This is a genomic window from Xenorhabdus khoisanae (assembly GCF_001037465.1).
Classification (GTDB): Bacteria; Pseudomonadota; Gammaproteobacteria; order Enterobacterales; family Enterobacteriaceae; genus Xenorhabdus; species Xenorhabdus khoisanae.
On sequence record NZ_LFCV01000130.1, the window covers coordinates 1 to 25,644 of the forward strand.

General features: G+C 43.7%; 22 protein-coding genes and 1 other annotated feature. Of the genes, 11 read left to right on the forward strand and 11 right to left on the reverse strand.

Features of this window, described 5'->3' with window-relative positions:
- Positions 1–508: 508 nt before the first annotated feature.
- A complete protein-coding gene (locus tag AB204_RS16725) occupies positions 509–1,159 on the forward strand; it encodes an ATP-binding cassette domain-containing protein (RefSeq protein WP_235428119.1) in 651 nt (216 codons plus the stop codon).
- Positions 1,160–1,221: 62 nt separating this feature from the next.
- Here the strand turns inward: AB204_RS16725 and ettA are convergent, their stop codons facing one another.
- Positions 1,222–2,889, reverse strand: coding sequence for an energy-dependent translational throttle protein EttA (gene ettA, locus AB204_RS16730; RefSeq protein ID WP_072061466.1), 1,668 nt, complete (start codon positions 2,887–2,889; stop codon positions 1,222–1,224).
- A 254-nt stretch (positions 2,890–3,143) separates the two neighbouring features.
- Between ettA and sltY the strand changes: the two genes are divergently transcribed.
- Complete coding sequence (gene sltY / locus AB204_RS16735) at positions 3,144–5,063, forward strand: murein transglycosylase (protein WP_047964515.1); 1,920 nt, start codon at positions 3,144–3,146, stop codon at positions 5,061–5,063.
- 61 nt (positions 5,064–5,124) lie between these two features.
- A complete protein-coding gene (gene trpR, locus AB204_RS16740) occupies positions 5,125–5,445 on the forward strand; it encodes a trp operon repressor (protein WP_047964516.1) in 321 nt (106 codons plus the stop codon).
- 180 nt (positions 5,446–5,625) lie between these two features.
- Here trpR and yjjX read toward each other — a convergent pair whose 3' ends face one another.
- The gene (gene yjjX / locus AB204_RS16745) at positions 5,626–6,153 is read right to left on the reverse strand and encodes an inosine/xanthosine triphosphatase (RefSeq protein ID WP_047964517.1); all 528 of its coding nucleotides are present in this window, start codon (positions 6,151–6,153) and stop codon (positions 5,626–5,628) included.
- A 55-nt stretch (positions 6,154–6,208) separates the two neighbouring features.
- On the opposite strand from yjjX, the gene gpmB reads away from it, so the two are divergent.
- A complete protein-coding gene (gpmB, locus tag AB204_RS16750) occupies positions 6,209–6,856 on the forward strand; it encodes a 2,3-diphosphoglycerate-dependent phosphoglycerate mutase GpmB (protein ID WP_047964518.1) in 648 nt (215 codons plus the stop codon).
- Here gpmB and robA read toward each other — a convergent pair.
- Positions 6,853–7,734 (reverse strand): MDR efflux pump AcrAB transcriptional activator RobA, encoded by an 882-nt coding sequence (gene robA, locus AB204_RS16755; RefSeq protein ID WP_047964519.1) that lies wholly within the window; start codon positions 7,732–7,734, stop codon positions 6,853–6,855. The two genes, gpmB and robA, sit on opposite strands and share 4 nt — an antisense overlap.
- A 762-nt stretch (positions 7,735–8,496) precedes the next feature.
- On the opposite strand from robA, the gene creA reads away from it, so the two are divergent.
- On the forward strand, positions 8,497–8,973 hold the full coding sequence (gene creA, locus AB204_RS16760) for a protein CreA (protein WP_084728597.1): 477 nt from the start codon (positions 8,497–8,499) through the stop codon (positions 8,971–8,973).
- Positions 8,974–9,074: 101 nt separating this feature from the next.
- On the opposite strand, the gene arcA is transcribed toward creA, so the two are convergent.
- On the reverse strand, positions 9,075–9,794 hold the full coding sequence (gene arcA, locus AB204_RS16765; protein WP_047964520.1) for a two-component system response regulator ArcA: 720 nt from the start codon (positions 9,792–9,794) through the stop codon (positions 9,075–9,077).
- A gap of 685 nt (positions 9,795–10,479) precedes the next feature.
- Positions 10,480–10,599: a sequence feature (Thr leader region), on the forward strand.
- Between the two features lie 26 nt (positions 10,600–10,625).
- Here arcA and thrA point away from each other — a divergent pair.
- Genes thrA through thrC form a run of 3 tightly spaced genes read left to right on the forward strand, consistent with a single transcriptional unit; the run spans position 10,626 to position 15,339 of the window.
- Entirely contained in the window at positions 10,626–13,112 is a 2,487-nt protein-coding gene (gene thrA / locus AB204_RS16775; protein ID WP_047964540.1) for a bifunctional aspartate kinase/homoserine dehydrogenase I, read from the forward strand.
- Positions 13,094–14,044 carry a homoserine kinase gene (thrB, locus tag AB204_RS16780; RefSeq protein WP_047964522.1) on the forward strand — a complete coding sequence of 317 codons (951 nt, stop codon included), beginning with the start codon at positions 13,094–13,096 and terminating at the stop codon, positions 14,042–14,044. The genes thrA and thrB overlap by 19 nt, the downstream gene beginning before the upstream one ends.
- A 2-nt stretch (positions 14,045–14,046) precedes the next feature.
- Positions 14,047–15,339 carry a threonine synthase gene (gene thrC, locus AB204_RS16785; protein ID WP_047964523.1) on the forward strand — a complete coding sequence of 431 codons (1,293 nt, stop codon included), beginning with the start codon at positions 14,047–14,049 and terminating at the stop codon, positions 15,337–15,339.
- A gap of 58 nt (positions 15,340–15,397) precedes the next feature.
- Here thrC and AB204_RS20920 read toward each other — a convergent pair whose 3' ends face one another.
- From AB204_RS20920 to yaaA, 3 genes are all read right to left on the reverse strand, one after another.
- Complete coding sequence (locus tag AB204_RS20920) at positions 15,398–16,165, reverse strand: enterotoxin A family protein (protein WP_053067934.1); 768 nt, start codon at positions 16,163–16,165, stop codon at positions 15,398–15,400.
- Between the two features lie 62 nt (positions 16,166–16,227).
- A complete protein-coding gene (locus AB204_RS16795; RefSeq protein WP_047964524.1) occupies positions 16,228–16,683 on the reverse strand; it encodes a hypothetical protein in 456 nt (151 codons plus the stop codon).
- Between the two features lie 420 nt (positions 16,684–17,103).
- Positions 17,104–17,880 (reverse strand): peroxide stress protein YaaA, encoded by a 777-nt coding sequence (gene yaaA, locus AB204_RS16800; RefSeq protein WP_047964525.1) that lies wholly within the window; start codon positions 17,878–17,880, stop codon positions 17,104–17,106.
- Between the two features lie 172 nt (positions 17,881–18,052).
- On the opposite strand from yaaA, the gene tal reads away from it, so the two are divergent.
- Both tal and mog read left to right on the forward strand, forming a co-directional pair.
- Positions 18,053–19,006 (forward strand): transaldolase, encoded by a 954-nt coding sequence (tal, locus tag AB204_RS16805; RefSeq protein WP_047964526.1) that lies wholly within the window; start codon positions 18,053–18,055, stop codon positions 19,004–19,006.
- A 111-nt stretch (positions 19,007–19,117) separates the two neighbouring features.
- A complete protein-coding gene (mog, locus tag AB204_RS16810; protein WP_047964542.1) occupies positions 19,118–19,693 on the forward strand; it encodes a molybdopterin adenylyltransferase in 576 nt (191 codons plus the stop codon).
- Positions 19,694–19,798: 105 nt separating this feature from the next.
- Here the strand turns inward: mog and AB204_RS16815 are convergent, their stop codons facing one another.
- On the reverse strand, positions 19,799–20,440 hold the full coding sequence (locus AB204_RS16815) for an ArsR/SmtB family transcription factor (protein WP_047964527.1): 642 nt from the start codon (positions 20,438–20,440) through the stop codon (positions 19,799–19,801).
- Between the two features lie 134 nt (positions 20,441–20,574).
- Between AB204_RS16815 and AB204_RS16820 the strand changes: the two genes are divergently transcribed.
- Complete coding sequence (locus tag AB204_RS16820) at positions 20,575–21,072, forward strand: DUF2938 domain-containing protein (RefSeq protein ID WP_047964528.1); 498 nt, start codon at positions 20,575–20,577, stop codon at positions 21,070–21,072.
- Positions 21,073–21,251: 179 nt separating this feature from the next.
- On the opposite strand, the gene AB204_RS16825 is transcribed toward AB204_RS16820, so the two are convergent.
- From AB204_RS16825 to AB204_RS16835, 3 genes are all read right to left on the reverse strand, one after another.
- Complete coding sequence (locus AB204_RS16825) at positions 21,252–22,484, reverse strand: MFS transporter (protein WP_235428115.1); 1,233 nt, start codon at positions 22,482–22,484, stop codon at positions 21,252–21,254.
- Positions 22,477–23,913 carry an MFS transporter gene (locus AB204_RS16830; RefSeq protein WP_084728598.1) on the reverse strand — a complete coding sequence of 479 codons (1,437 nt, stop codon included), beginning with the start codon at positions 23,911–23,913 and terminating at the stop codon, positions 22,477–22,479. Before AB204_RS16830 ends, AB204_RS16825 begins: the two co-directional genes overlap by 8 nt.
- 411 nt (positions 23,914–24,324) lie before the next feature.
- The gene (locus AB204_RS16835; RefSeq protein ID WP_235428116.1) at positions 24,325–25,638 is read right to left on the reverse strand and encodes a DUF6687 family protein; all 1,314 of its coding nucleotides are present in this window, start codon (positions 25,636–25,638) and stop codon (positions 24,325–24,327) included.
- Positions 25,639–25,644: the final 6 nt, after the last annotated feature.

The following is a 25,644-nucleotide window of genomic DNA, read 5'->3' on the forward strand; positions in this document are numbered from 1 at the left end:
TATTTATATAAAAGTTAGTAGGCAGTAATAATCCCACAAATATTCTAGGTGTTTTAAACAATAATGGAGGTAATACCAAGATAACATTAAAGTATTAATGAAATATGAAATGAATTTTTTCCTTATTATCAAAATGGAATAAAGACAGAAGAATTTATGCTATTTTTATTTAGTTTGGTTTTTGTTTTTAAGCATAATTAATTAACATTCTTGATTTTTTTATTCTAAGACTAAGAAATATCTCATTTATTAGATAGTCATTGTAAATAATAATTGACATAAGATGAGCATATCCGTAGTGAAGATGTTTCACATATAGACTATTTTTATTCGCACAATACCAGACGGACATTAGTGTTATTGCGAAGAAACTTAGACAGCATATGTTAAGGAAAAAGCTTTAATCTTTTAACCTAATTGTGTTGAGAATATGAACTTAAATCAATTTAAATCGATTGAGGTTATCAATATTTCATATGGTTTAACTGATACTACAGTTAATCATGAAATGATTTCAGATATCACATTTTCTATTATACCAGGTGAAATTACTTTGATAACAGGGCCGAGAGCATCGACCAACCGTACAATATTGTCGATTACCTCGGGTATGTTACAACCAGATCAAGGAGATGTATTAATTAATAATAACAAGCTGAAACTAATGAATGATATAGAATTAGGCAAATTTCATGCTGAAAACAGTGGATTCATTTTCCAAGACTTCAATTTATTCAGTGAACTCACATTGTTAGATAACTTGTTATTATCAACTTCTTATGAATTATCGCTTTCCCGCGAGCAAGCAGAAAAAATCGCACAAAAATCGTTGGATATTGTGAAATTAGGCGATAAAAGCCGTTATTACCCAGGGGAACTGTCTGAAAATGAGAAACAACTGGCTGCAATGGCAAAAGCCATCGTCAGAAGACCTGAATATTTATTTGCCGATGATCCGACACGTAATCTAGATCATCAAGCATTTCAGACGTTCATTAACATCTTTAAGTTTATTGCACATGAACAGAAAGGCACGGTTGTCATCGCTTCACAGGATAGCCGCTTGATACGACATGCAGATAGCATTATCACGTTAGCAAGTGGAAAAGCCATTAAAACGTATGAGTCTATACTGGATCAACGTGTTTTAGTGCAGTAGTTATCAAACGTGTCATGATTAGTAAAAAAGGACCTGATATCAGGTCCTTTTTTCTATCAAACTTATTTGCTGATCTTCTTATACTTAATGCGGTGAGGCTCCAGCGCTTCAGCTCCCAGAGTCCGCTTCTTGTAATCTTCGTATTCGCTGAAGTTTCCTTCAAAGAAGGACACCTTACCTTCATCCTGATAGTCAATGATGTGCGTCGCGATACGGTCAAGGAACCAACGGTCATGGGAAATAACCATTGCACAGCCCGGAAATTCCAACAAGGCGTTTTCCAACGCGCGCAGCGTTTCAATATCCAAATCGTTGGTTGGTTCGTCCAGCAGTAACATGTTACCGCCAACTTGTAGCAGTTTGGATAAATGCAGACGACCACGCTCACCACCAGACAATTCACCTACGCGTTTGCCCTGATCTACCCCTTTGAAGTTAAAGCGCCCAACATACGCACGGCTTGGAATTTCAAAGTTGCCGATACGCATGATGTCCTGACCGCCAGAAACTTCTTCCCAAACGGTTTTGCTGTCATCCATGCTGTCACGGAACTGATCAACAGAAGCCAATTTAACGGTTTCACCCAGTGTAATTGAGCCAGAATCAGGCTGTTCCTGACCAGACAACATACGGAACAATGTTGACTTACCCGCACCGTTCGGGCCGATGATCCCAACAATCGCCCCTTTCGGCAGGGAGAAACTTAAGTTATCGATCAGAACGCGATCACCATAAGACTTCGTTAGATCGGCAACTTCCAGCACTTTGTCACCCAAACGTGGGCCGGGTGGAATGAACAGCTCACTGGTTTCATTACGTTTCTGGTATTCAACGTTATTAAGTTCTTCAAAGCGAGCCAGACGTGCCTTGCCTTTTGCCTGACGCCCTTTCGGATTTTGGCGAACCCATTCAAGTTCTTTCTCAATGGATTTACGGCGAGCTGCTTCTGAAGCGGCTTCCTGTGCCAGACGCGCATCTTTTTGCTCCAGCCACGAAGAGTAGTTACCTTCCCATGGAATACCTTCACCACGGTCAAGTTCCAAGATCCAGCCAGCAACGTTATCAAGGAAGTAACGGTCGTGGGTAATCGCAACCACTGTGCCTTCATAATCATGCAGGAAGCGCTCCAGCCACGCGACAGATTCAGCATCAAGGTGGTTAGTGGGTTCATCGAGCAGCAGCATGTCTGGTTTTTCCAGCAGCAGGCGGCAGATAGCTACACGACGGCGTTCTCCCCCGGACAGATGTTCAATTTTGGCATCCCATGCAGGCAAACGCAGAGCATCAGCCGCTCGCTCAAGTTGGTTATCCAAGTTGTGTCCGTCATGAGATTGGATAATCGCTTCCAGCTCACCTTGCTCTTTTGCCAGCTTATCGAAATTCGCATCAGGATCAGCGTAAGCGGCATAAACTTCATCAAGGCGTGTTAGTGCATTTTTAACTTCGCTGACGGCTTCTTCCACTGCTTCACGCACAGTATGCTCAAGATTGAGCTTAGGTTCCTGCGGCAAATACCCAATTTTAATACCAGGTTGTGGGCGAGCTTCGCCCTCAATATCTTTATCAATACCTGCCATAATGCGCAGCAAAGTTGACTTACCCGCACCATTAAGGCCAAGAACACCAATTTTTGCTCCAGGGAAAAAACTTAGAGAGATATTTTTCAGAATATGCCTTTTCGGGGGAACAATCTTACCAACCCGGTGCATACTATAAACATATTGAGCCAATGTATTTTACCTTTTAATTAATCAGGAAATTTTGAGATTCATTTGCGCTTATGCGGCTTGGAGAGCGTATTTTACCCTAAATTTTACGTATCGTGTTGTTACCTAATCAGGGTTAACCCAACATTCCCTTTTGCATTCATCAGTTGTAATAAATCACACCAATAATATGATTATAATTACACTATATTTTGGCAATGCATTTAGGCATTGTGCATTTGAGCACTGATAGTAGTCTTCCAGAGGGGTATGTGGCAATGAGTAAGTGGCAGCATTTTACAATAGCTGTAAGTATGGTTTCTGTTGTTGCAGGAGCAGCACATGCTGACTCTCTGGATGCTCAGCGCCAACGCTATCAAGAAATAAAACAGGCATGGGATGCCAAAAATATGGCCGAGGTTGCACACCTGATGCCAACGCTGAAAGATTATCCACTATATCCCTATCTTGAATATCGCCAGTTAACTCAAGATTTGGCAATCGCTACTCCCCAGCAAGTTCAGCACTTTGTTAATGCTAATCCGACGCTGCCATCCGCACGTTCACTGACATCCAGATTTATTGATATACTGGCCAACAATGGTGACTGGGCCGGCATTTTAGCATTCAGCCCCAATCCCCCAAGTTCGATTACAGAACGCTGCGATTATTACTTTGCCCAATGGGCCACAGGCCACCAGCAAGTTGCATGGACTGGCGCCCAAAAGATTTGGCTGAATGGCAATTCATTGCCTGACAATTGCAATAAGCTGTTCGATGTTTGGGAGCGAGCTGGATATCTCTCTGCAAATCTCATTTTGCAACGTATTGAATTGGCAATGAAAACAAATAACCCCGCTCTCGTTACCTATCTTGCCAAACGCTTGCCATTAGATTATCAGGAATTAGGTTCCCGTTTGATCAAGCTGCAACAAGATCCTGCATTGATTGAACAATTTGCCACAACCGTGACACCAACAGATTTCACCCGTTCGGTTGTCATGACTGTCTTTTCGCGTTTCGCCCGCAAAGATGCTGAGCTTGCCAGAGTTAATATTCCTGCATTTGTTCGTGCACAGAAAATGAATGATACCGAGCGGCAACAATTAAAAGATATCGTAGCCTGGCAATTGATGGGAGATATCACGCCAGAACAGGCAAAATGGCGGGATGAGGTCATTCAGAACTCACAATCTGATAAATTGCTTGAACGACGTGCCCGTTTGGCATTGCGAGATGATAATTATGCTGAACTTGAGAAATGGCTTTTGTTGCTGCCAAAAACAAGTTTGCAGCAAGATGAGTGGCAATATTGGAGTGCCATGATCCTGCTCAACCAAGGAATGAACGCAGAAGGAAGTGCGATATTGCGCAAGCTGACTGGGCACCGTGGTTTTTATCCGATGGTAGCTGCCCAGAAATTACATATTCCCTACCCCTTGATGATCAATAAATCAGAAAGACCTGATGCTTCCATTGCCAATATGCCTGCAATTAAGCGTATCCATGAATTACTGTATTGGAACATGGATGATTTGGCTCGTTCAGAATGGGTTAGCTTGGTTTCATCCCAAAATCGCTTGAAGCAGGAGCAATTAGCACGTTATGCGTTTGAACAGCATTGGCCGGGACTGAGTGTGCAGGCCACCATTACGGGAAAAATGTGGGATCATCTTGAAGAACGTTTCCCACTGGCATGGCAAAACGAATTTGCGAGCTTTACGTCAGACAAAAATATTTCACAAAGTTATGCGATGGCAATTGCCCGTCAGGAAAGTGCCTGGAATCCACAAGCGCGTTCTTCTAAAGGAGCCAGTGGATTAATGCAAATCATGCCAAAAACCGCCGAACATACGGTGAAGAGTCAAAAAATTCAAGGCTATGCCAACAGCCGTCAGTTAATGAATCCAGTCATGAATATTAAAATTGGCACCGCTTATTTGGACTCGGTTTACCAGCGTTTTGGCAATAACCGTATTCTTGCCAGTGCCGCCTATAATGCCGGCCCGACGAATGTTGATCGTTGGCTGGCTAATACTTCCGGACGCATTGATCCTATAGCCTTTATTGAGAGCATCCCTTTCTCTGAAACACGCTCTTATGTCAAAAATGTTCTTGCCTACGATATGTTTTATCATAATTTTATGGGAAAAACGTCGAACGTGCTGACTGATTCTGAATGGCAAAAACGTTATTAATTTATGAAGCAATTCAAATATGATATGCTGCCGTACTAGTTAAATAGTATGGCAATGAATTATGGCACAAAATCATTTGATTGATCCGGCTATTTCCCCGGAAGATGGTGATGACTGGCTCACTTTTGTGGGGTTGTTACAAACAGCATTTGAACAAAATTTGCAACATTCTATTTTACAACTATTATTGACCCCCGATGAGCGTACAGCTTTATCAACCCGGGTTCGGATTATTCAGGAATTGATGCGTGGGCAAATGAGTCAGCGTGAACTAAAAGACGAGCTCAGTGTTGGTATTGCCACCATTACGCGTGGTTCCAACAGCTTAAAAACAGCGCCAGCCCATGTTAAAGAGTGGCTGGAAATGCAGTTGTTAAAATAACCACTATTAAGTTATCAAAATAGTCAGTGTAAGATAACAGGACAAACGTTATTCGGGGTCATCCAGCCATGACCCCAAACAGCTTATTTCTTGGAAAAGCTATGTTTTTGGAAAAGCCACGTTCCCGGAAAAACTATGCTATTGGAAACAGTACCCGTTAAATATAACGTACTGTTAAGATTAGTTATTTAACTCTTTGTAAATTTCATGATGGATAGGTACAAGAGCCAGTATCAGAGCCTGATGATACACACTGGTGCGAGTCAGAATACCGTTGGTGAAAAAGCCAATTGCACCACCTTTCTGCTTGATATTATCGATGCCAGCTACGCCAGCCATTTCGTGGCCAAGTTCGCGTCCCTCACGAATGCCTTCCAATACTTTTTCAGGCAGCATCAGACTGGCAGAACGCGATTCTCCCCGAATTTGTTTGTGCTCAACCACCATCCAGGCAAACGTCATGTCATCTTCAATTCCAGCTTCAACCCCAACCCAAAAGTCAGCTTCAGGCCGAACCTGACGGGCGGCCATAACTCGATGACGGGCACCTGTGCGGGTTTCAGTATTGCCAATAGGTTGTTGAGGTACACTGCTGTCTACATTGACATCTTCTATACGGTAAGTACCTGGGCCAAAAACATCATCGAATGCAAGGCTAATCGCTTTTATTTTCGCAGGGTTAGTTGTTGCTGCAATAACGTGGTACATAATAAATAAATTATCCTTTGAATTATTTCATGATGCAGTATAACGGAAAATAACTATGTTACAGGTCTATCTTGTTCGTCATGGCGAAACCGAATGGAACGTGGCTCGTCGTATTCAGGGACAATCCGACAGTCCTTTGACTGAAATTGGTCGGCGTCAGGCTCATCTGGTCGCACAGAGAGTCAAATCAGAAAACATTACGCATGTTATCACCAGTGACCTTGGTCGAACACGACAAACCGCAGAAATCATCGCTAAAGCCTGTGGATGCGACATTATATTGGAACCGCGTTTGCGCGAGTTACATATGGGAGTGCTGGAAAATCGCGAACTGAGTTCCCTCACACCGGAAGAGGAATTCTGGCGTAAAAGTCTTGTCGATGGTACACCAAATGGGCGAATCCCAGAAGGTGAATCGATGAATGAATTATCTGTACGTATGCGAGCTGCATTGGAAAGTTGCCTCAATCTGCCCGCAGGAAGTCGCCCTTTACTGGTGAGTCATGGCATAGCACTTGTTAGTTTAGTCTGTTCAATTTTGGGCCTTCCGGCCAATTCAGAACGTCGCCTGAGGTTAAGAAACTGCTCTATCTCACGGGTAGATTATCAGGATAGCCCATGGCTTGCTTCAGGCTGGATTGTTGAAACGGCGGGCGATATTACACATCTGGATATGCCCGCCTTGGATGAATTACAAGGTTAACGCTCAATTGGGATGAGATACTCAAATTCCACAATATGGTTTTGAGACTCATTCCCAAGATTTTTCCATTCAAGGTTAGTGAGGTAATATCGCTCGACATCGTATCCCTTTCTGCGAGTGATGTTTAATACAGGCAGACAAACGCCATAAATTGTAAAGAGGAACTCTTGTAATTGCTCTTTATCACCAAAATAACTGAACGAAATATAATCTCCGCCAGGCAGGATAACCGGGCTACTGCCCTTGGTATCAAAGGTAGCGTATTCAGGCTCTATTGCAGTGGTATAGAAAACTGTCTGTTCTTCCTCATGCTCAACACTAGGCGCAGTATGGTGTAGCCCATAAAGTCTGGGTGGTAATACTTCAGCGTTCTGTAAATAGTTAATCCAAAAGTTATAACGCATATTTTTGCAAGCTTCAGACCACTGTTCAAGCACATAGCTACAGGTATGCTCAGTACCAATAAGCAGTTTATCTTCCAATGTAACGAATTTGTGTGCCGGCAACGGTTTATTATCCAGCAAAATAGGTGGGCATATCCCCTTGGCATACCACTCGTCGCTTCGGCGGTAAGATGCTGGCGTTCGATCGAACTGCTTTTTGAAAGCTCTGGTAAAAGTTTGCTGAGAATCAAAGCGATATTGCAAAGCAATATCCAAAATAGGGCGGCTGGTTAAACGTAATGCAACAGCAGCTCTGGACAATCGTCTTGCGCGGATATAGGAGCCAATTGCCTGACCAGTCACTTCCTTGAACATACGCTGTAAATGCCACTTGGAGTAACCCGCTTTCGCTGCAACATTATCAAGGGACAATGGACGATCTAAGTTATTGTCTACCCAATGCAGCAAATCCCGAATGATGTTGGTTTGATCCATACATCTCCCTAAGTCGTTAAGACAAAAAGAAAATCATATAAATGTAAAACAACTTACTTATTAGCCTGAAAACCAAAATATTTTTCCGAATGTATATATTCTGTCGTCTTATTTATAATCAATACTTATATTTCCCCAAAGATAACAACATGTTTTTAAGATACGGCTTACCTACCGTTCAGGCAGAATACAGGCTTTTTACATTGAAAGCCGTCCCTTGTGTCTTATCGTGATAGCAGTCGTTCTATCTTAGAAAATCAGTTACGAAACTTATTATTACTCAATAGAATAAATCGCAATCTAAATAATAAACAACTAAACTATATTCTGTTCGGCACGATCGTTGTTACATTTATGTTTCAAATAAATCACCAACAAAATTAAACAAGTTTAGACTTGGAATAAATTAATGGCAGACCTGATGATATGTCAAGTACTGTCTTGATGGATTAAGTAACACTATGAACTTAAATAAAAAATAAATCGACAACCAATTGACTGGATATCCTGTTAGCCTCAGCAACCATGGGGAATTTCTAAAAATTAGCTCTATTTTAAGAGCCTTTCAGAAAGAAACGCGCCAATAGAGGTGGATTAAAAAACCACAATCGGCTCGTTTTGAGTGCATATTCAGCTATAATGCCATGATTTTTTATTACAAGTGCATTCATGGTGAAAATGATTACATTAGAACTATTGATTTACATTATATGTTAATGATAGATATTTTCACTGCATTTATTTAATTCAAATGGACTAAATATGGTAACAATGAAGAAAATAGTGATAGCGGCCGCCTTACTCTTTTCTCCTGTAGTTCTGCATGCTGAAGAGATCGGTTCTGTCGATACCGTGTTCAAACTTTTTGGCCCTGATAACAAAATAGTGATAGAGGCCTTTGATGACCCTGATGTTAAAAATGTTACCTGTTATCTGAGCCGAGCTAAAACAGGGGGAATTAAGGGAGGTCTGGGATTGGCTGAAGATACATCTGATGCAGCTATATCCTGTCAACAGGTTGGCCCGATTGAATTGGCAGAGAAGATAAAAAAATCGCCCAAGAAAGGACAAGTTGTCTTCCAGAAACGTACTTCTTTAGTATTTAAAAAACTTCAGGTTGTGCGATTCTATGATCCTACACGTAATACACTGATTTATTTAACTTACTCTGACAAAGTGATCGATGGTTCTCCCAAGAATGCAATCAGCGCCGTGCCGATCATGCCGTGGAAAGAATAAGTACTCCATAAAGCAAGCAATAGCCAAAAAGAAAAGCCCTGATGCCATAAGACATACGGGGCTTTTTGACAAATACAGCAAAACATCTATGGCGGTATTGATTAGTCTTCTAAATCACCACAGAAACGATAACCTTCACCGTGGATGGTCGCAATAATTTCCGGGGTATCTGAGATCGATTCGAAATGTTTACGAATACGGCGGATAGTGACATCAACGGTACGATCGTGAGGTTTCAGTTCACGGCCCGTCATTTTTTTCAGCAATTCTGCACGGGTCTGAATTTTTCCTGGATTTTCACAGAAATGAAGCATCGCACGGAATTCACTGCGTGGCAGCTTGTACTGATCTCCCATTGGGCTAACCAAAGAACGACTATTGATATCCAGCGTCCATCCGTTGAACTTGTAACTTTCAATTTGACGACGCACATCATCTGAATAATGGTTCAGATTCATTGTTCGAGAAAGCAAGTTACGGGCGCGAATGGTTAATTCACGTGGGTTAAATGGCTTGGTGATATAATCATCAGCGCCGATCTCAAGGCCAAGAATTTTATCCACTTCATTGTCACGGCCTGTTAAGAACATCAGCGCGACATTTGCCTGCTCACGTAATTCACGAGCAAGAAGTAACCCATTCTTACCTGGCAGATTGATATCCATAATCACTAAATTGATATCGTTATCTGACAGAATGTTGTGCATTTCTGAGCCGTCAGTGGCTTCATAAACGACATACCCTTCAGCTTCAAAAATGCTTTTGAGGGTATTGCGTGTGACAATTTCGTCTTCAACAATCAAAATGTGCGGGGTTTGCATGGTTGCTACCTAAAATCGCTAAAAAACAGAATCTGTATGACATAAGCTGTTATTATTAAAAGAAAATACGCTGATCTTGTTCTGATTCACAGAAAACCAGCTCATGCCCAAAATAAATGTTTTGATATGTTTTACGCTAAAAGCCAGCGTTGCTTTTTTTGGAGGGTACATACCCGAAAAACCCGATTTAAACAAGGCACTATATTAGTCTATTAACAGCAATATAACAGCTAGTAATGCATTTGCCTTCTAAAAAAACTAACTTTTGTTGATACATATCAAAATCAATTGTAGCACGTTAACATTAATTGCAATTGTTAATTTTAGTTTAGAACATTTGTTATTAATTTGAATGAAATATGTTAACAGCTATCGTGAAAACCTGAATAGCAGAAAGGGTTGACTCAGCTCTCAAACGTCTAAACACGCATGTTTTTATCATAAAGATAAAACAATTACAAAATATGTTTTTTGTGAAATTAAATGCTAGAAAATAACCAAACCTGCCAGATAATGGTGTGTCCCTTTTGTCATATTTTGAATAATTACAGTACGGAAAATGACGCTTTTTTCTGCTTTCGCCATAAAAAATATTTGACATTGACCACAGTTTAATTTAACCAATAGGGGGTCAGACAAATTAAAAGACAGACAGGAAACTATGCGCCATAACAGCCCGAAAAAAATGGTTACTACAAAAACCACCACTACGATTACCACCGGAACCATGAGTTGCGGTGCGGGCTGACGCATACACATAAAACAATAATAAGCCCGTATCCCACAAGATACGGGCTTTTTTTTTGGACAAAAATAAGGAGAAGAATGTTAATGCGAGTACTGAAATTTGGGGGCACCTCAGTTGCAAATCACCAGCGTGTACTGAGTGTTGCAAATATCGCCGAGAATGAGTTACTCCTTGGGCAAGTTGCCCTGGTGCTCTCTGCACCGGCAAAGATTACCAACCACCTCGTGGCGATGATCGAAAAAACGGTCGCAGGGCAAGATATTGTTTCCAATATTAGCGATGCTACCCAAATTTTTGCCGATTTGCTGTCGGGATTGAAAGAACAACAAGCAGGATTTGCTTATGAACGTCTGAAAGGTGTCGTGGAACGCGAACTCGCCTATCTGAAACAAGCCCTGCATGGCATTTCCTTGTTGAGACAGTGCCCTGATAGTATTAACGCATCTCTGATCTGCTGTGGCGAAAAACTATCGATTGCCATTATGGAAGCGGTATTACAGGCCCGTGGTCATAAAGTAACTGTGATTGATCCCGTCAAAAACCTCCTGGCACATGGGCATTATCTTGAATCTACCGTTGATATTCTTGAGTCTTCCAAGAGGATTGCGGAACTTAACATTCCTTCTGACCATATTATCCTGATGGCAGGTTTCACCGCTGGCAATGAAAACGGTGAATTGGTGGTATTGGGACGCAACGGCTCTGACTATTCAGCCGCAGTGCTGGCGGCATGTTTACGGGCAGACTGCTGCGAGATTTGGACTGACGTAGATGGCGTTTATACTTGCGACCCAAGAGCAGTTGCTGATGCCCGCTTGCTGAAAAGCATGTCATACCAAGAAGCGATGGAACTCTCTTATTTTGGTGCTAAAGTCCTTCATCCCCGCACCATTGCGCCTATCGCCCAATTTCAAATTCCTTGCCTGATCAAAAATACGGCCAATCCTGATGCGGTGGGTACTTTCATTGGCAATGACATTGGCAATGAACGCATTGATGATGATCAAAAAGACGGGAACATGCCGATTAAGGGCATCACCAATCTGAACCACATGGCAATGTTCAACGTTTCCGGCCCCGGTATGAAGGGCATGGTCGGGATGGCAGCACGGGTCTTTTCCGTTATGTCTCGCAAAGGTATTTCCGTTGTATTGATCACGCAGTCTTCGTCGGAGTACAGCATCAGTTTCTGTGTACCGCAAAAAGAGCTGGAGAAGGCGCAAAAAGCATTAACGGAAGAGTTTTATCTGGAATTGAAAGATGGGGTGCTTGATCCGATTGACGTAATGGATAACCTTGCCATTATTTCTGTGGTTGGAGATGGCATGCGCACTCAGCGGGGTATTTCTGCCCGTTTCTTCTCCGCATTGACACGCGCTAATATCAACATTATCGCTATTGCACAGGGATCTTCTGAGCGTTCCATTTCCGCTGTCATTGAGAATGATGCGGCAACGACTGCGGTTCGGCTCTGTCACCAAATGCTGTTCAACACCGCACAAGTGGTTGAAGTCTTCGTTGTCGGCGTGGGTGGTGTAGGAAATGCGTTGATAGAACAAATCCGCCGCCAGCAAGCATGGCTCAAGCAAAAACACATTGAACTACGGGTTTGTGGTATCGCTAATTCCCGCGCTTTGTTAACCGACATGCAAGGAATTTGTCTGGATAATTGGCAACAGGCACTCTCAGAGGCAACTGAACCTTTTAGCCTGAGTCGGTTGATCCGCCTTGAAAAAGAGTACCATTTGCTGAATCCGGTCATTGTTGACTGTACATCCAATCAAGCCATTGCAGAGCAATATGTCAGCTTCCTCAGCGACGGCTTTAACATTGTCACACCGAATAAAAAAGCCAATACCCTGTCGATGAACTATTACCGCCAAATTCGTCAGGCCGCAGAAAAATCAAAGCGTAAATTCCTGTATGACACCAATGTAGGTGCCGGGTTGCCTGTTATTGAAAACTTACAGAATCTGCTCAATGCAGGCGATGAATTAGTCCAATTCAACGGCATTCTGTCTGGTTCTCTTTCCTACATCTTCGGTATGCTGGATGAAGGCATGACGCTTTCACAGGCCACCCTGCTGGCGAAAGAGAAAGGTTTTACGGAGCCAGACCCACGAGATGATCTCTCCGGCATGGATGTTGCCCGCAAGCTGCTGATTCTAGCCCGTGAAGCAGGTTATGAAATGGAGCTGGAAGATATCCATGTTGAACCCGTATTGCCAGCTTCATTCGATTCCAGTGGCAATGTCGACAAGTTCCTGCAACATTTACCGCAGTTGGATCAGGAATTCAGTCAACGTGCGGCAGATGCAGCAGAACAAGGAAAAGTTTTACGTTATGTTGGCATCATCGAACAAAGCCGTTGTATGGTGAAAATTGTCGCTGTTGACGGCAACGATCCACTCTATAAAGTCAAAAATGGTGAAAACGCACTGGCTTTCTATACCCGTTATTATCAACCCATACCGCTGGTGTTGCGTGGTTATGGTGCAGGGAATGATGTGACGGCAGCAGGGGTTTTTGCTGATATATTACGCACTCTGTCATGGAAATTGGGGGTTTAATGGTTGTCAGGGTTTATGCGCCTGCCTCTATCGGGAACGTTGGCGTCGGATTTGATGTGCTTGGCGCAGCGGTTTCTCCCGTTGATGGCTCGTTGCTTGGAGATTGTGTCTCCGTAAGTAAAGCTGAAAGTTTCAGTCTGAATAACAAAGGACGATTTGTCGGCAAACTACCTGCCGATCCAAAACATAATATTGTCTATCAATGCTGGCAGCTTTTTTGTCAACGGCTGGGAAAAGAGCTCACCGTTGCCATGACATTAGAGAAAAACATGCCGATTGGTTCAGGATTAGGCTCCAGTGCCTGTTCTGTGGTCGCCAGTTTGGTGGCCTTGAATGAATATGAAGGCCGTCCTTTTAGCCGCAACCAATTGCTGGACATGATGGGAGAATTAGAAGGACGCATTTCTGGCGGTGTTCACTACGATAATGTCGCTCCCTGCTATTTGGGGGGATTACAGCTGATATTGTCTCAGGATGAACCTCTTTGCCAGACAGTGCCTGCATTTGATGATTGGTTATGGGTAATGGCTTATCCCGGCATCAAAGTTTCTACGGCAGAAGCCAGGGCGATCCTGCCGCAGCATTACTCCCGCAAGGACATCATTGATCACGGACGTTATTTTTCCGGTTTCATTCATGCCTGCCATACCCAACAATCAGATCTGGCTGTCAAATTGATAAAAGATGTTGTTGCAGAGCCGTATCGCACTCAACTCTTGCCCGGTTTTGCCAACGCACGCGAAGCAGTCAAAAAGTTGGGCGCACTGGTATGCAGTATTTCCGGTTCAGGCCCCACACTCTTTGCGATTTGTCATGAAATGGCAGTCGCAGAAGAAGTCGCACAGTGGCTGCAACAGCATTACGTACAAAATGATGAAGGTTTTGTCCATATTTGCCGTCTGGATCTCGCAGGCGCACGACAAGTAGAGTAACCATGAAACTATATAACTTAAAAGACAGCAGCGAGCAGGTTAGTTTTTCACAGGCGGTAAAACAGGGATTGGGCAAACAACAAGGGCTCTTTTTTCCACAGGATTTACCAGAATTCAGCCGTGATGAGATCAACGAATTATTAAAATTAGATTTTGTCAGCCGTAGCCAACGAATTCTGGCAGCGTTTATTGGTGATGAGATCCCCGCAGAGCAATTGGCTGCCCGGGTTAAAAATGCATTTGCCTTTCCTGCTCCGGTAACAAATGTTGAAGATGATATCGCTTCACTGGAGCTATATCACGGGCCAACATTGGCCTTCAAAGATTTTGGCGGCCGTTTCATGGCACAAATTCTTGCACAAATTGCAGGAGAACAGCCTGTCACTATTTTAACTGCCACATCCGGTGATACCGGCGCTGCCGTTGCCCATGCTTTCTATGGTTTGAATAATGTACAGGTCGTGATCCTTTATCCCGAAGGCAAGATTAGCCCATTACAGGAAAAACTTTTCTGTACGCTAGGCAACAATATTCACACGGTTGCCATAAAAAGCGATTTCGACGCTTGTCAGGCATTAGTCAAACAGGCTTTTGATGATGAAGAACTGAAACATGCCCTGCATCTCAATTCAGCTAACTCCATTAATATCAGCCGATTGTTGGCACAAATCTGTTATTACTTTGAAGCAGTGGCGCAAATCCCCGCGGAGAAGCGTGAACAATTAGTCATTTCCGTGCCAAGCGGTAATTTCGGTAATTTAACCGCAGGGCTGCTGGCGAAATCGCTGGGGCTACCGGTAAAACGTTTTATCGCGGCAACCAACGTTAATGACACTGTTCCCCGTTATTTGGCAGAAGGCACATGGCAACCACACCAAACCATTGCGACACTTTCCAATGCAATGGATGTCAGCCAGCCCAATAACTGGCCGCGTATTGAAGAACTGTTCAAGCGCAAAGGCTGGGCACTGAGTGACTTGGCTAACGGTGTGGTGGATGACAAAATCACCCAGAGCACCATGCGCGAACTCGCAGCCAAAGGCTACATTTCCGAACCACATGCTGCCGTCGCTTACCGTGTCCTGCGTGATCAATTGCAGGAAGGAGAATATGGTTTATTCTTGGGTACTGCACATCCCGCGAAATTCAAAGAAAGCGTCGAAGCAACCCTCGGCCAGGCATTACCGTTGCCACAAGAATTAGCTGAACGTGCGGATATGGATTTGTTATCTCACTTTATGCCTGCTGGTTTTGCTACCTTGCGTGAATTTTTGATGGAAAGAGCACCGAAATAATATGGAACTTATCACTCCACCTTTAAATAGGTGGAGTGATAATTTATATTGAATATTATTAAAAAAAGCTGGTGTATAAAAAGGCCATTGTCAATAAGCCAGCATTGCATTGTGATAGTTCTTTAATAAATTTGCTAGTCTTAGTACTAGCAGCAAAGCTAGCAGAATAATGAGGTGAGTGGGTCATATTCATAGCACAATACGTAGCAGGTGACACTATTTCTCTTGGCAACTGAGGAAGCTGTGAAAAAGCGCTGACGTTTGCCGTTGTTTGAACTGCTTGATACAGCGGGTTAGATATAGAATGAGTAGTACCGTAGTCACCGCTGTTCGGATCATATTCATACACATCAACTCCGCGAATTTGCGTGACAGAAATACCATTAAATGCCGCATATTCTCGTTGTTCTTCATAAGCGTTCAGCAGCTTCAGATAACGCCGATCGCCTGTACGAGCATAAAAAGCCTGTAATGATAAAACCACACTATAAAAATTAGCGGTTGGGCGTATATTATAGACGTAGAATGGCTCTTCGTCAGGAGAAGACATCTCGACTCCCCATCTAATAGCTTGTTCTTCATTTGTGGTCGTTGCGACAAATGCTGAACCTTCAGCGGGCTGATCAGCTCCCAAACTGTAATTTTGAATATGCTCCGCAAGATCCGCATTCGTTCCCCAGGGATGAAATCCCCCATTTTGGATAAATATTTGCTGTGGAGGACGAGAATCTGCTCTATAAACTTGAACAATGTTTTGTTGAGCCAGAGATTGAGCTGTGTATAAGAATAAAATACACAACAGCGTAAACAATTTTTTAATTCTCATTAAATGCTCCCCCGTTAGGATTTTATAAATTTTCAGAGAGACCAGATCAAAAAAGTTATTTATTATTCTGCCGGGAACATAGCCTTAACTGAATTAAATTGTGGCCCTTTGTATCCACTAGGTCCCCAGGGGGTACATTGAAATCCTTTGTCGTCGTCAAGGAGTGTGACCAGCTGTCCGCTGGCTTGGGCAGCTAAGATAGTTGCGTAAGCATTTTTTCCACTGTCATAATCGGTTCTTAACTTGCTGTGAGACCAATATATTTTTGCATCCTTACTCGAATGTCGTCCTTTTGGTGACAACCAAATTGCCCATTCATTCCAGTCATTAGCGTTTGACCACACTCCAACAACATAACCCTGCCCACATTCCTTCATATTTTCGATTAAATACTTAGTTGATTTGCTTGTGTCTGTTATAGCCAGATGTTCTCTGACTGCCTCTTTTCCTGTTTCTTTCCCATTGGATGAATAACTTATTAACATAGGTATCAATAAGAACAATGCATATGTTTTCATAATATTTCTCCAGATGATGGTAATTTGTGGGATAAAACTTCACTACATGAAGAAGTTTTAACATAACCTAAGCATTTTTTCGTAAGGACGAAAATATCCAGCGATAGAGTTGTAAGTTACTAGAAATTTAGCGAGGTTATTATTAACATAGTTTTAACATATGGAATTGTCAAATTACGTTATTAGTTTATTGGAAAGTAAAATCTTCAAGATGAAGTTTTCCATGTTGTACTGATGTTTCAGGAAGGAATTCAGATTGGTTGAGTAGTGAATAGGTAGATAGTGAATTTTTTATAAAGTATATGTAACTTAATTGTTGCTACCCCATCGGTGTTTTTTACATGCTAATTTTGCTTCAATATAGCTCTTTGTCACCACCGGATGGGGATAAATATACAATTATTTTATAGGAATAAAAATTTAACTCTGTTCATGTCGCTTAAACACCAGCTCATTCCCTTTAGAAAGGGATTCATCAAAAGTATATCCTTCCAGATTGAACTCCACCAGCCGAGCCGGATCAGTCAATTGATTCTGAATAATAAAGCGGCTCATCAATCCACGGGCTTTTTTGGCGTAGAAACTAATGACTTTGTACTTGCCATTTTTTTCATCCAGAAAAACAGGCTTGATAATTCTGGCTGCCAGCTTTTTGGTATTCACCGATTTGAAATATTCATCTGATGCCAGATTGACCAGAATTTCATCGTCTTGTTGTTCCAATGCAGCATTCAATTGATCAGTGATACGATCCCCCCAAAACTGATACAGATCTTTACCACGCAGATTTTCCAGTTTAATTCCCATTTCCAAGCGATAAGGCTGCATCAAATCGAGAGGACGCAAAACGCCATACAAACCGGACAAAATTCTCAAATGCGTCTGGGCAAAGTCGAAATCATCCGCTGAGAAAGTTTCGGCCTGCATACCGGTATAGACATCACCTTTAAACGCTAAAATTGCCTGACGGGCATTTTCTGGTGTGAAATTTGGCTGCCACTCACCAAAACGGGCAGCATTCAGGCCCGCCAATTTATCACTAATGCTCATCAGACTGCCGATTTGCGCAGGGGTTAAAGTGCGGCAAACTTCAATCAATTGCTGAGATTCTCCCAGTAATTCCGGCTGGCTATATTTTTCTGTTGCAAGTGGGCTTACATAATCGAGTGTTTTTGCAGGTGAAATAGTAATAAGCATCATTTTTTTCCTAGTAATCCAGACTTTCTCCACTTTAGCAAAAAAGAACGGAAAGAGGAGAATCTCAGCGATAGGATTTTCCTACCTTACAGCCGCGCTTGACCATGTTATTATCACGGGATGGCGAGGCAATGTTGCCAAAGATTTTACGTATAACGATGAGATATTAAACATGACCGATAAACTGACTTCCCTGCGTAAACTGACCACAGTAGTAGCAGATACCGGGGATATCGCGGCTATGAAACTGTATCAGCCGCAAGATGCGACCACCAACCCTTCTCTGATTTTGAATGCAGCTCAAATCCCAGAATATCGCCAACTGATTGATGAAGCCGTCGAATGGGCGCGTGGTCAAAGCGATTCCCGTGAACAGCAAATTATCGATGCCGGCGACAAATTGGCAGTTAACATTGGTCTGGAAATTCTGAAACTGATCCCAGGTCGTATTTCTACTGAAGTTGATGCTCGTCTATCTTATGACACCGAAGCAAGCGTAGCGAAAGCAAAACGCCTGATCAAACTGTACAACGAAGCAGGCATCAGCAACGACCGCATCCTGATCAAACTGGCTTCCACATGGCAGGGCATCCGTGCTGCTGAACAATTGGAAAAAGAAGGTATCAACTGTAACCTGACCCTGCTGTTCTCCTTTGCCCAAGCGCGTGCTTGTGCAGAAGCCGGTGTCTACCTGATTTCTCCATTCGTTGGCCGTATCCTTGACTGGTACAAAGCAAACGGCGACAAGAAAGAATTCGCACCACACGAAGATCCAGGTGTGGTTTCTGTTTCTGAAATTTACCAATACTACAAAGAGCACGGTTATAACACGGTTGTAATGGGTGCAAGTTTCCGTAACTCTGGTGAAATTCTGGAACTGGCTGGCTGCGACCGTCTGACCATCTCTCCTGCCTTGCTGAAAGAACTGTCTGAAGCAGAAGGTGAAGTTGAGCGCAAACTGGGTTATGAAGGCGAAATTAAAGTACGCCCGGAACCATTGACTGAAGCTGAGTTCTACTGGGACCACCACCAAGATGCAATGGCAACTGAAAAACTGGCGGAAGGTATCCGTAAGTTTGCCGTAGACCAAGGCAAACTTGAGAGCATGATCGCTGATCTGCTGTAATCTCAAACGAGACGCTATTTTTTCTTATACCAAGGCGACATAATGAGTCGCCTTTTGTTTTTCATTTCATCAATAACATTTTCTCTATTTTTATCATTAATTGAGGTTCGTATGAACGTATTACGCATTGGTCTCGTGTCCGTTTCCGATCGGGCTTCCAATGGTATTTATCAGGACAAGGGGCTGCCCGCACTGGAAACATGGCTGGCAAAGGCGATTACCACACCTTTTAGCATAGAAACCCGTCTTATTCCTGATGAACAAATCCTGATTGAGCAAACATTGTGTGAATTGGTCGATGAGCTGGGATGCCATCTGGTACTAACCACCGGGGGGACAGGGCCAGCACGCCGCGATGTCACACCAGATGCAACGCTCGCCATTGCTGATCGTGAAATGCCCGGATTTGGGGAACAAATGCGTCAAATCAGTCTTCAATTCGTTCCAACAGCCATTCTGTCCCGTCAGGTAGGCGTAATCCGTAATCAGGCGTTAATTCTTAATCTACCCGGACAACCTAAAGCCATCTCGGAAACTTTGGAAGGGTTAAAAGACGAAAATGGTAAGGTATTGGTAGCAGGAATTTTTGCCAGCGTTCCCTATTGTATCCAATTGCTGGACGGCCCTTATGTGGAAACGGATGAAACCATCGTGGCTGCTTTCAGACCAAAAAGTGCGCGCCGTTGATATTTTATTACTACAAGAGTTTCATCACAAAAACGGAGTATGCCTACCCGGTAGATTTCAAATTTTAATGTAATCAGGCCAGTCATTGGCCTGATTACACTGATTTTAAGATTTTACTTCAACATTCATTCCAGCATCTTTCCACCCAGAGAATCCTTTATTAAAACGACGGGCGCGGATACCTTTAGCACGTAATAATTCAAGAGCATTAGCAGAAAGAACACAGTAAGGGCCCCGACAGTATGCAACAAGCTCTTGATTGGAAGAGATCTCGTCTAATCGGTTTTCCAGTTCCTCTACAGGAATATTGATGGCATTCGGCAAATGACCTCGTTCAAATTCCTCTTTTGGCCTGACATCCAGTAATATCGTGCTGTTTTCCTTAATTCTGTCCAACAGCTCATCCCATGAAATTATTTCCTGATTGTTTGAATCATCAATCAATCTGCGCATTTCTTTGCGGTTAAATTCGGCATATTGCTGGAGTACCGAAATAACTTCCATAATGGGCCCTTCGCTCTGACGATAAAGCACATGTTTTCCGGATTTACGAGACTGAAGTAATCCTGCACGTTTGAGCTGCTGGAGATGCTGGGAAGTATTAGCAATTGACAAACCAGAAAGCTCTGATAGCTTTTCCACGGGGTGTTCAGTGTTAACCAAACATTCAAGCAGAGCCAACCGATGAAGATTTCCTAACACCTTGGCAATTTCTGCAATCTCGACAATAAGTTGTTTATCAAACATTGACTTTACACTTCCACCATTATTACACTCAATGCATTAATTGAATGTCATGGTATCAGAGTTTCTGTGCCATTTCGAGTACCTGCTGATTGATTGACCATTATGGGTAACCACAATTCGGAGGAGCGCAACAGATGAATGAAGGACTGGAGTTTATTATTTATTCTGTATTGATTGGTATTGGTTCAACGGTTGTCATGGATCTTTGGGCTGTTTTCATAAAACGTTTTTTCGGCATTCCCTCATTGAACTATAGCCTGGTAGGACGCTGGATTGGACACATGCCCAAAGGGCAATTTACCCATACAAGCATTCTACAGGCCGAACCTGTGAAAGGGGAAAGCGGGATTGGTTGGTTTACTCACTATCTTATTGGCATCATTTTTGCGGGTATTCTGTTGCTCATTTTGGGACTGGATTGGGCAAAAAATCCAACGTTCCTTCCTGCATTAATCATGGGAATCGTTACTGTCATTGCGCCTTTTTTTATCATGCAGCCGGGTCTGGGAATGGGGATAGCTGCATCCAAGGCCCCCGCACCTAATACACTAAGACTGAGAAGTTTAATGGCGCATACTTCTTATGGTGTTGGCCTCTATTTAGCCGCTCTATTTTTTAGTCATTTGTTGTAACGATATCGAGGCAAAACTTAATCCGTCGGGGGAGTTGCTGGGAAAATAGCCTAATGGAACGTTTTTGAGGTATCCGAACGTTACTTTGAAGCTTTTTAATAAATAGCGCTGTATTTATGAACACCAGCGCTATTATCCTATTATCTTGTAAGATGTTTACTGCCCACTATTAACTCATTTTAAGATGACTTCATTGAAATCCTGACACTAAGTGGCGTGAGTGAAAGCAAGGCAAAGATAGCCAGAATTAGGCCGATCCATAGTGGTGATATAAGCCCATATCCTGCGCCAATACTTAACCCCCCTGCCCATGCGATAAATGCCAAGCCACTGTTAATAATGGAGACATGAACACTATTGACCAGAGGACTTGCATTTGCCACGCGCATAACACGTGTAATCATTGCTGGACTCATGGGAACGCCCACAAGGCCAATCACTAAAAAGGCAATGACACTGATGTAGCGACTTTCTGGAAAAAGCGCAAATATCAGTAACGATATAGCCAGAATGCTAATCCCGATGGTCAGTACTGCGAAAGTATGCTTATCAGCAAAACGGCCAGTAATCGTGTTGCCAATCACATTCGCTGCACCATAAAGGCCGAGTAAAATAGGCACGACTGCGGGCAATAATCCTGTAACTTCAGTCAAGATTGCTGAAATGTAGCTGAAAGCTGCGTAAGATGCGCCGATGATAAGGGCACTTGACGCATAAGCTGCCCAGAGTTTCCCATTTCGAAACGATGTAAGTTGATCACTAATACGGATATCTGAAGTATTACGTGAAGCAGGCACCAGCGCCCACATAATCAAAGCACAAATGATAGTGAATATAACAACCAACCAAAAACTCAAACGCCAGCCCATGTTCTGATCAATAACGGTTGCTGCTGGTACGCCTAACACAGTCGCCAGCATCATGCCACTGAGTACAATTGATGAGGCTCTTCCCCGCATTTCTGTTCTGACGACTTCACCACAGATCGCTAAAGAGATACCGATACAGGCAGAGCCGGCAACGCCAGTGATAACGCGGGCAATAGCCATCGACTGGTAACTCCCTGCCGTTGCGGCTATAACGCCACCAACACTGTAGAGAGCCAGTAGCCAAAGTAGTGCCTTCTTGTTGGGAATCCGTAACGTGACAAATAATGCTGTCAGTATCGGCCCACCGACAACCATGCCGATAGCGTAGAGTGAAATCAGGTAGCCAATATCTGCGACAGTGACTCCAAACACGCCGGTTAACGATGGCATCATGCCGACAACCATAAACTCAGAGGTAGTGAGTATGAATATAGTCAGTCCGAGCAAATAAATGGAGCCAGGTATATCACGCTGTTTTTGCATTGGTGGTGCTATTCCCGATGAGACTTTCGGTTTTTTTTCCTCTGATTGAATTTTATTCATGGTGAGGTTTCCCTAATGCAGCATGATTACGGTTTGTGAGTAAAATCGCTAGTAGCGCTGCAATGACATAAATAACAGCGGCAGTTCCGAACGCCCATACGTAACCATCAATGATCTCTGCTTGTGTTGCGGCCACAGCCATTAACCCTGCCAGACCTACAGTCGGGCCGAGTTCCATGGCAGTGTTCATGACCCCACCAGCCAGACCCGCCTGATGCTGTGGAACATTCATTGTGGAAAGTACCGCAGAGCCTGAAAAAGCCAGTGAAATGCCGATTGCGACAAGAACCAGACTGGGCAGTAATCCCACGATGTAAGTTGTGTTTTTGTCAAGACCGACCAACAATCCAAGCCCAATAGCAGCGATAAATAACCCCAGGCTTGTCACCCGTGCTGCACCTATGCGACCAACTAAAGGTGTTGTCATTTGTCCGGTCATGATGAGAGCGACTGCGAACGGCAGGAATGCACCGGCTGTCATGAGCGGTGTCCATCCCAGCTCTTGCTGTAAATAGAGGGATAAAACAAAGTTGACGACCCCCGAGCCTACTGCCGCCAGAAACATGCCAAATAGCCCCGTGATCCGATACCGCTCGAAAATAAACCCGGGGGGAAGGAGTGGGTCACGGACGAAACGTTCGAGCACTGTAAAGGCAACTAATGAGCCAAGACCGATCAGTAGCGGGAGCAATACCACTGACGATGTCCACGGATGATCGCCAGTTAGTATCAAACCATAACTACTTAAGGAAATACCGAACGTAGCAAATATTGCACCAATCAGATCTAATTTCGACCGACGCTGGTGAGACTCATCAATTCCGGCTGGAAGTAGATTGCGGGTGCTGAGCAAGCCTATGACTGAAACAAGGACAGGAACGGCGAACATCCATCGCCAGGAAACCCACGTTGTTACGACACCAGAGATGATAAATCCTAAAACGGCACCCAAAACGGAAACACCTCCCCACGTGGCCATTGCTCTGCCAAAGGCATTGGGTTCCGGGAATAAAGCACGTAGCACAGCCATTGCAGCCGGTGCTGTTAAGGCTCCACCTATCCCTTGAGTAAACCGCATGGCAACAAGCATCTCGAAAGTAGGAGAGAAACCAGCAATCACAGAAGATATACCGAAGATGAATAAGCCAATGGCAAACATCCGTCGTCCCTGAAACCTATCGGCCAGCCGTCCTCCAAACAATAGTAAGCCACTGAATGGGAGTCCATAAGCAGCAAGAACAAGAAGCAGATCAGCAGATGTAAGGTTGAACTCCATCGCGATTTTTGGAAGTGGAACTGTAACGATTGCAATCGTGAAAATAAGAATACACTGTACGATTGCTAGAACCATAAACGCCAGACGCTGATTTGAATGGGATTTTACCTGCGATTTATCGTTGCTTGTAGAGGATATGTTGTTAGGCGACATTATAAAAACTCCAAAAGCGGCATGAGGCACAATGCTTTCATTAAATTATTCAATATAATTATTGATTGACAGATTAGTCTGGCTTGAAATTTTAGTCAACGATAAACAATCTATGCCGCTTGATTCCTTATCCAGTGTCGGTCGTGTTCATCAAGGATCTTGGAGATAATAAATGCGCTCCGTTCACCCATTTGCTTGAGGTAAACATAGAGGGAAAGAGAGTGACTCAGAACAGGAAAGTGCTGAGCTTTGACAAACTGACGTCCGTGTGAATAGAAGGTTCCAGTTCTCAAGTCTCAAGCGAATAAGGCTATAAAAGATCTGCGTTTAAGATAGAAACGCAGATCTTAACGGATAATACAGGCCTTTTGCGATACCTTTCAAATAGGGCGAGGGTTACAGCGTTTTTCGCTAAGACACCGCATACACACTTGGTGACCAGGCAGCCGGGGCAATAGACAGGAAGTGTTTAAGTTCGTTTACGATAACCTCTATCGGCAAGCTACTCAGCTGTGCGCCATTGCGTCCAAGTCGTGGCATAATGTGTTGCACACCGTCATAGTGCCAACGACAACCTTTCGTTTCGGCTGACTGTAACGCCCGCGCGAAAATAGATAGATCACGACGCGGCCGTGGTGCAGAGGAATGTAACTCCACCCATCCTTCATAACGCTGATGGACGACTATATCGTCCTGCGTGACGAGTGCAATCGTCGATAACGACGTGCGATTGTGGAAGGAAATAGGAGAAAGCCCGAAGTAACGTTGTGGTACACGCGTATATAGTACATTAGGAGTAGACAGACGGAATATCGCAAGATCTATCTCAGGATACTGCTCAACTATCACGTTCTGATTATCGAGTAACGTTTCCGTTTCCATATGATGCCGCTCGGCGTCATGCCAAAGTGTATCTTGTATCACTGATGCATCCAGCAGATCACGCAATGCTGGCAACATCGTGCTGAAGAGTGCTGCAATGCGCAAACTTTCGTTTGGTAATGTTCCAGTTGCATTCGATATTTGTGCAGCGATTGTGTTCAGCGCGAATGCGAGTCGGCGTGCCTTTGTGCTATTCCCACACGCGAAATCACCAAACCGTGCAACATCAATGAGAAGTTGTTTATGGTTCTGCGCGTGCTCAGGCGCGAGCAGTGCATAGACAGATGCAAGTCCGTCCAGATCAAAATGGTCGGTTGTCACGTGTCGCACATCATCGTACTCTGATTTGTCAGACACAAAGCGTAGTACGCTCTCAGTTGACAGATTCGCTTTGTAGCGGGTGGGGGTTCGGTTTGCAGGCCAATGCGACAGTGTAAGTTGTGTGGCTGTATTATGTATCGCGTCAGCTGATATATTCGGTACGTTGCGCGCCTCTTCGAACGGTAAGAACGCAAGGCGATCGCTGGATGATAGCCGTATAGCCTGGATAGGTGATGATGAATTCGCAACTGTAATTTGAGGTGTGAGCACAGTAAGGCGAGTATTGTCAGTGTCAGACTCCCTTAATTCAATCTCGCCATGACGACCGAGTTCGTAATACAGCACCGCAAGGTTTTGGCGTTGTAGGTCGTATGGATTGCTGTTTCGTGTAATGGCACCTCCTCCCGCAATTAGGTTTTGTAGATCTAAGAATTGGTTGTCACGGATAGCAACAACACGGCTGGCGAGAAGTCGCAGCTCAAACCCATCAAGCCCGGCGGCAACGTCATCATTTACCTGCACGAAGCA

What these genes read in the sequence shown, in the direction of transcription:
- yjjX (WP_047964517.1), bottom strand. Translation starts at nt 6,153, where the DNA reads ATGTACCACGTTATTGCAGCAACAACTAACCCTGCGAAAATAAAAGCG.
- thrA (WP_047964540.1), top strand. Translation starts at nt 10,626, where the DNA reads ATGCGAGTACTGAAATTTGGGGGCACCTCAGTTGCAAATCACCAGCGT.
- trpR (WP_047964516.1), top strand. Translation starts at nt 5,125, where the DNA reads ATGGCACAAAATCATTTGATTGATCCGGCTATTTCCCCGGAAGATGGT.
- AB204_RS16795 (WP_047964524.1), bottom strand. Translation starts at nt 16,683, where the DNA reads ATGAAAACATATGCATTGTTCTTATTGATACCTATGTTAATAAGTTAT.
- AB204_RS16830 (WP_084728598.1), bottom strand. Translation starts at nt 23,913, where the DNA reads ATGTCGCCTAACAACATATCCTCTACAAGCAACGATAAATCGCAGGTA.
- AB204_RS20920 (WP_053067934.1), bottom strand. Translation starts at nt 16,165, where the DNA reads ATGAGAATTAAAAAATTGTTTACGCTGTTGTGTATTTTATTCTTATAC.
- thrB (WP_047964522.1), top strand. Translation starts at nt 13,094, where the DNA reads ATGGAAATTGGGGGTTTAATGGTTGTCAGGGTTTATGCGCCTGCCTCT.
- creA (WP_084728597.1), top strand. Translation starts at nt 8,497, where the DNA reads ATGGTAACAATGAAGAAAATAGTGATAGCGGCCGCCTTACTCTTTTCT.
- tal (WP_047964526.1), top strand. Translation starts at nt 18,053, where the DNA reads ATGACCGATAAACTGACTTCCCTGCGTAAACTGACCACAGTAGTAGCA.
- robA (WP_047964519.1), bottom strand. Translation starts at nt 7,734, where the DNA reads ATGGATCAAACCAACATCATTCGGGATTTGCTGCATTGGGTAGACAAT.
- sltY (WP_047964515.1), top strand. Translation starts at nt 3,144, where the DNA reads ATGAGTAAGTGGCAGCATTTTACAATAGCTGTAAGTATGGTTTCTGTT.
- arcA (WP_047964520.1), bottom strand. Translation starts at nt 9,794, where the DNA reads ATGCAAACCCCGCACATTTTGATTGTTGAAGACGAAATTGTCACACGC.
- AB204_RS16725 (WP_235428119.1), top strand. Translation starts at nt 509, where the DNA reads ATGATTTCAGATATCACATTTTCTATTATACCAGGTGAAATTACTTTG.
- mog (WP_047964542.1), top strand. Translation starts at nt 19,118, where the DNA reads ATGAACGTATTACGCATTGGTCTCGTGTCCGTTTCCGATCGGGCTTCC.
- yaaA (WP_047964525.1), bottom strand. Translation starts at nt 17,880, where the DNA reads ATGCTTATTACTATTTCACCTGCAAAAACACTCGATTATGTAAGCCCA.
- AB204_RS16820 (WP_047964528.1), top strand. Translation starts at nt 20,575, where the DNA reads ATGAATGAAGGACTGGAGTTTATTATTTATTCTGTATTGATTGGTATT.
- gpmB (WP_047964518.1), top strand. Translation starts at nt 6,209, where the DNA reads ATGTTACAGGTCTATCTTGTTCGTCATGGCGAAACCGAATGGAACGTG.
- AB204_RS16825 (WP_235428115.1), bottom strand. Translation starts at nt 22,484, where the DNA reads ATGAATAAAATTCAATCAGAGGAAAAAAAACCGAAAGTCTCATCGGGA.
- thrC (WP_047964523.1), top strand. Translation starts at nt 14,047, where the DNA reads ATGAAACTATATAACTTAAAAGACAGCAGCGAGCAGGTTAGTTTTTCA.
- AB204_RS16815 (WP_047964527.1), bottom strand. Translation starts at nt 20,440, where the DNA reads ATGTTTGATAAACAACTTATTGTCGAGATTGCAGAAATTGCCAAGGTG.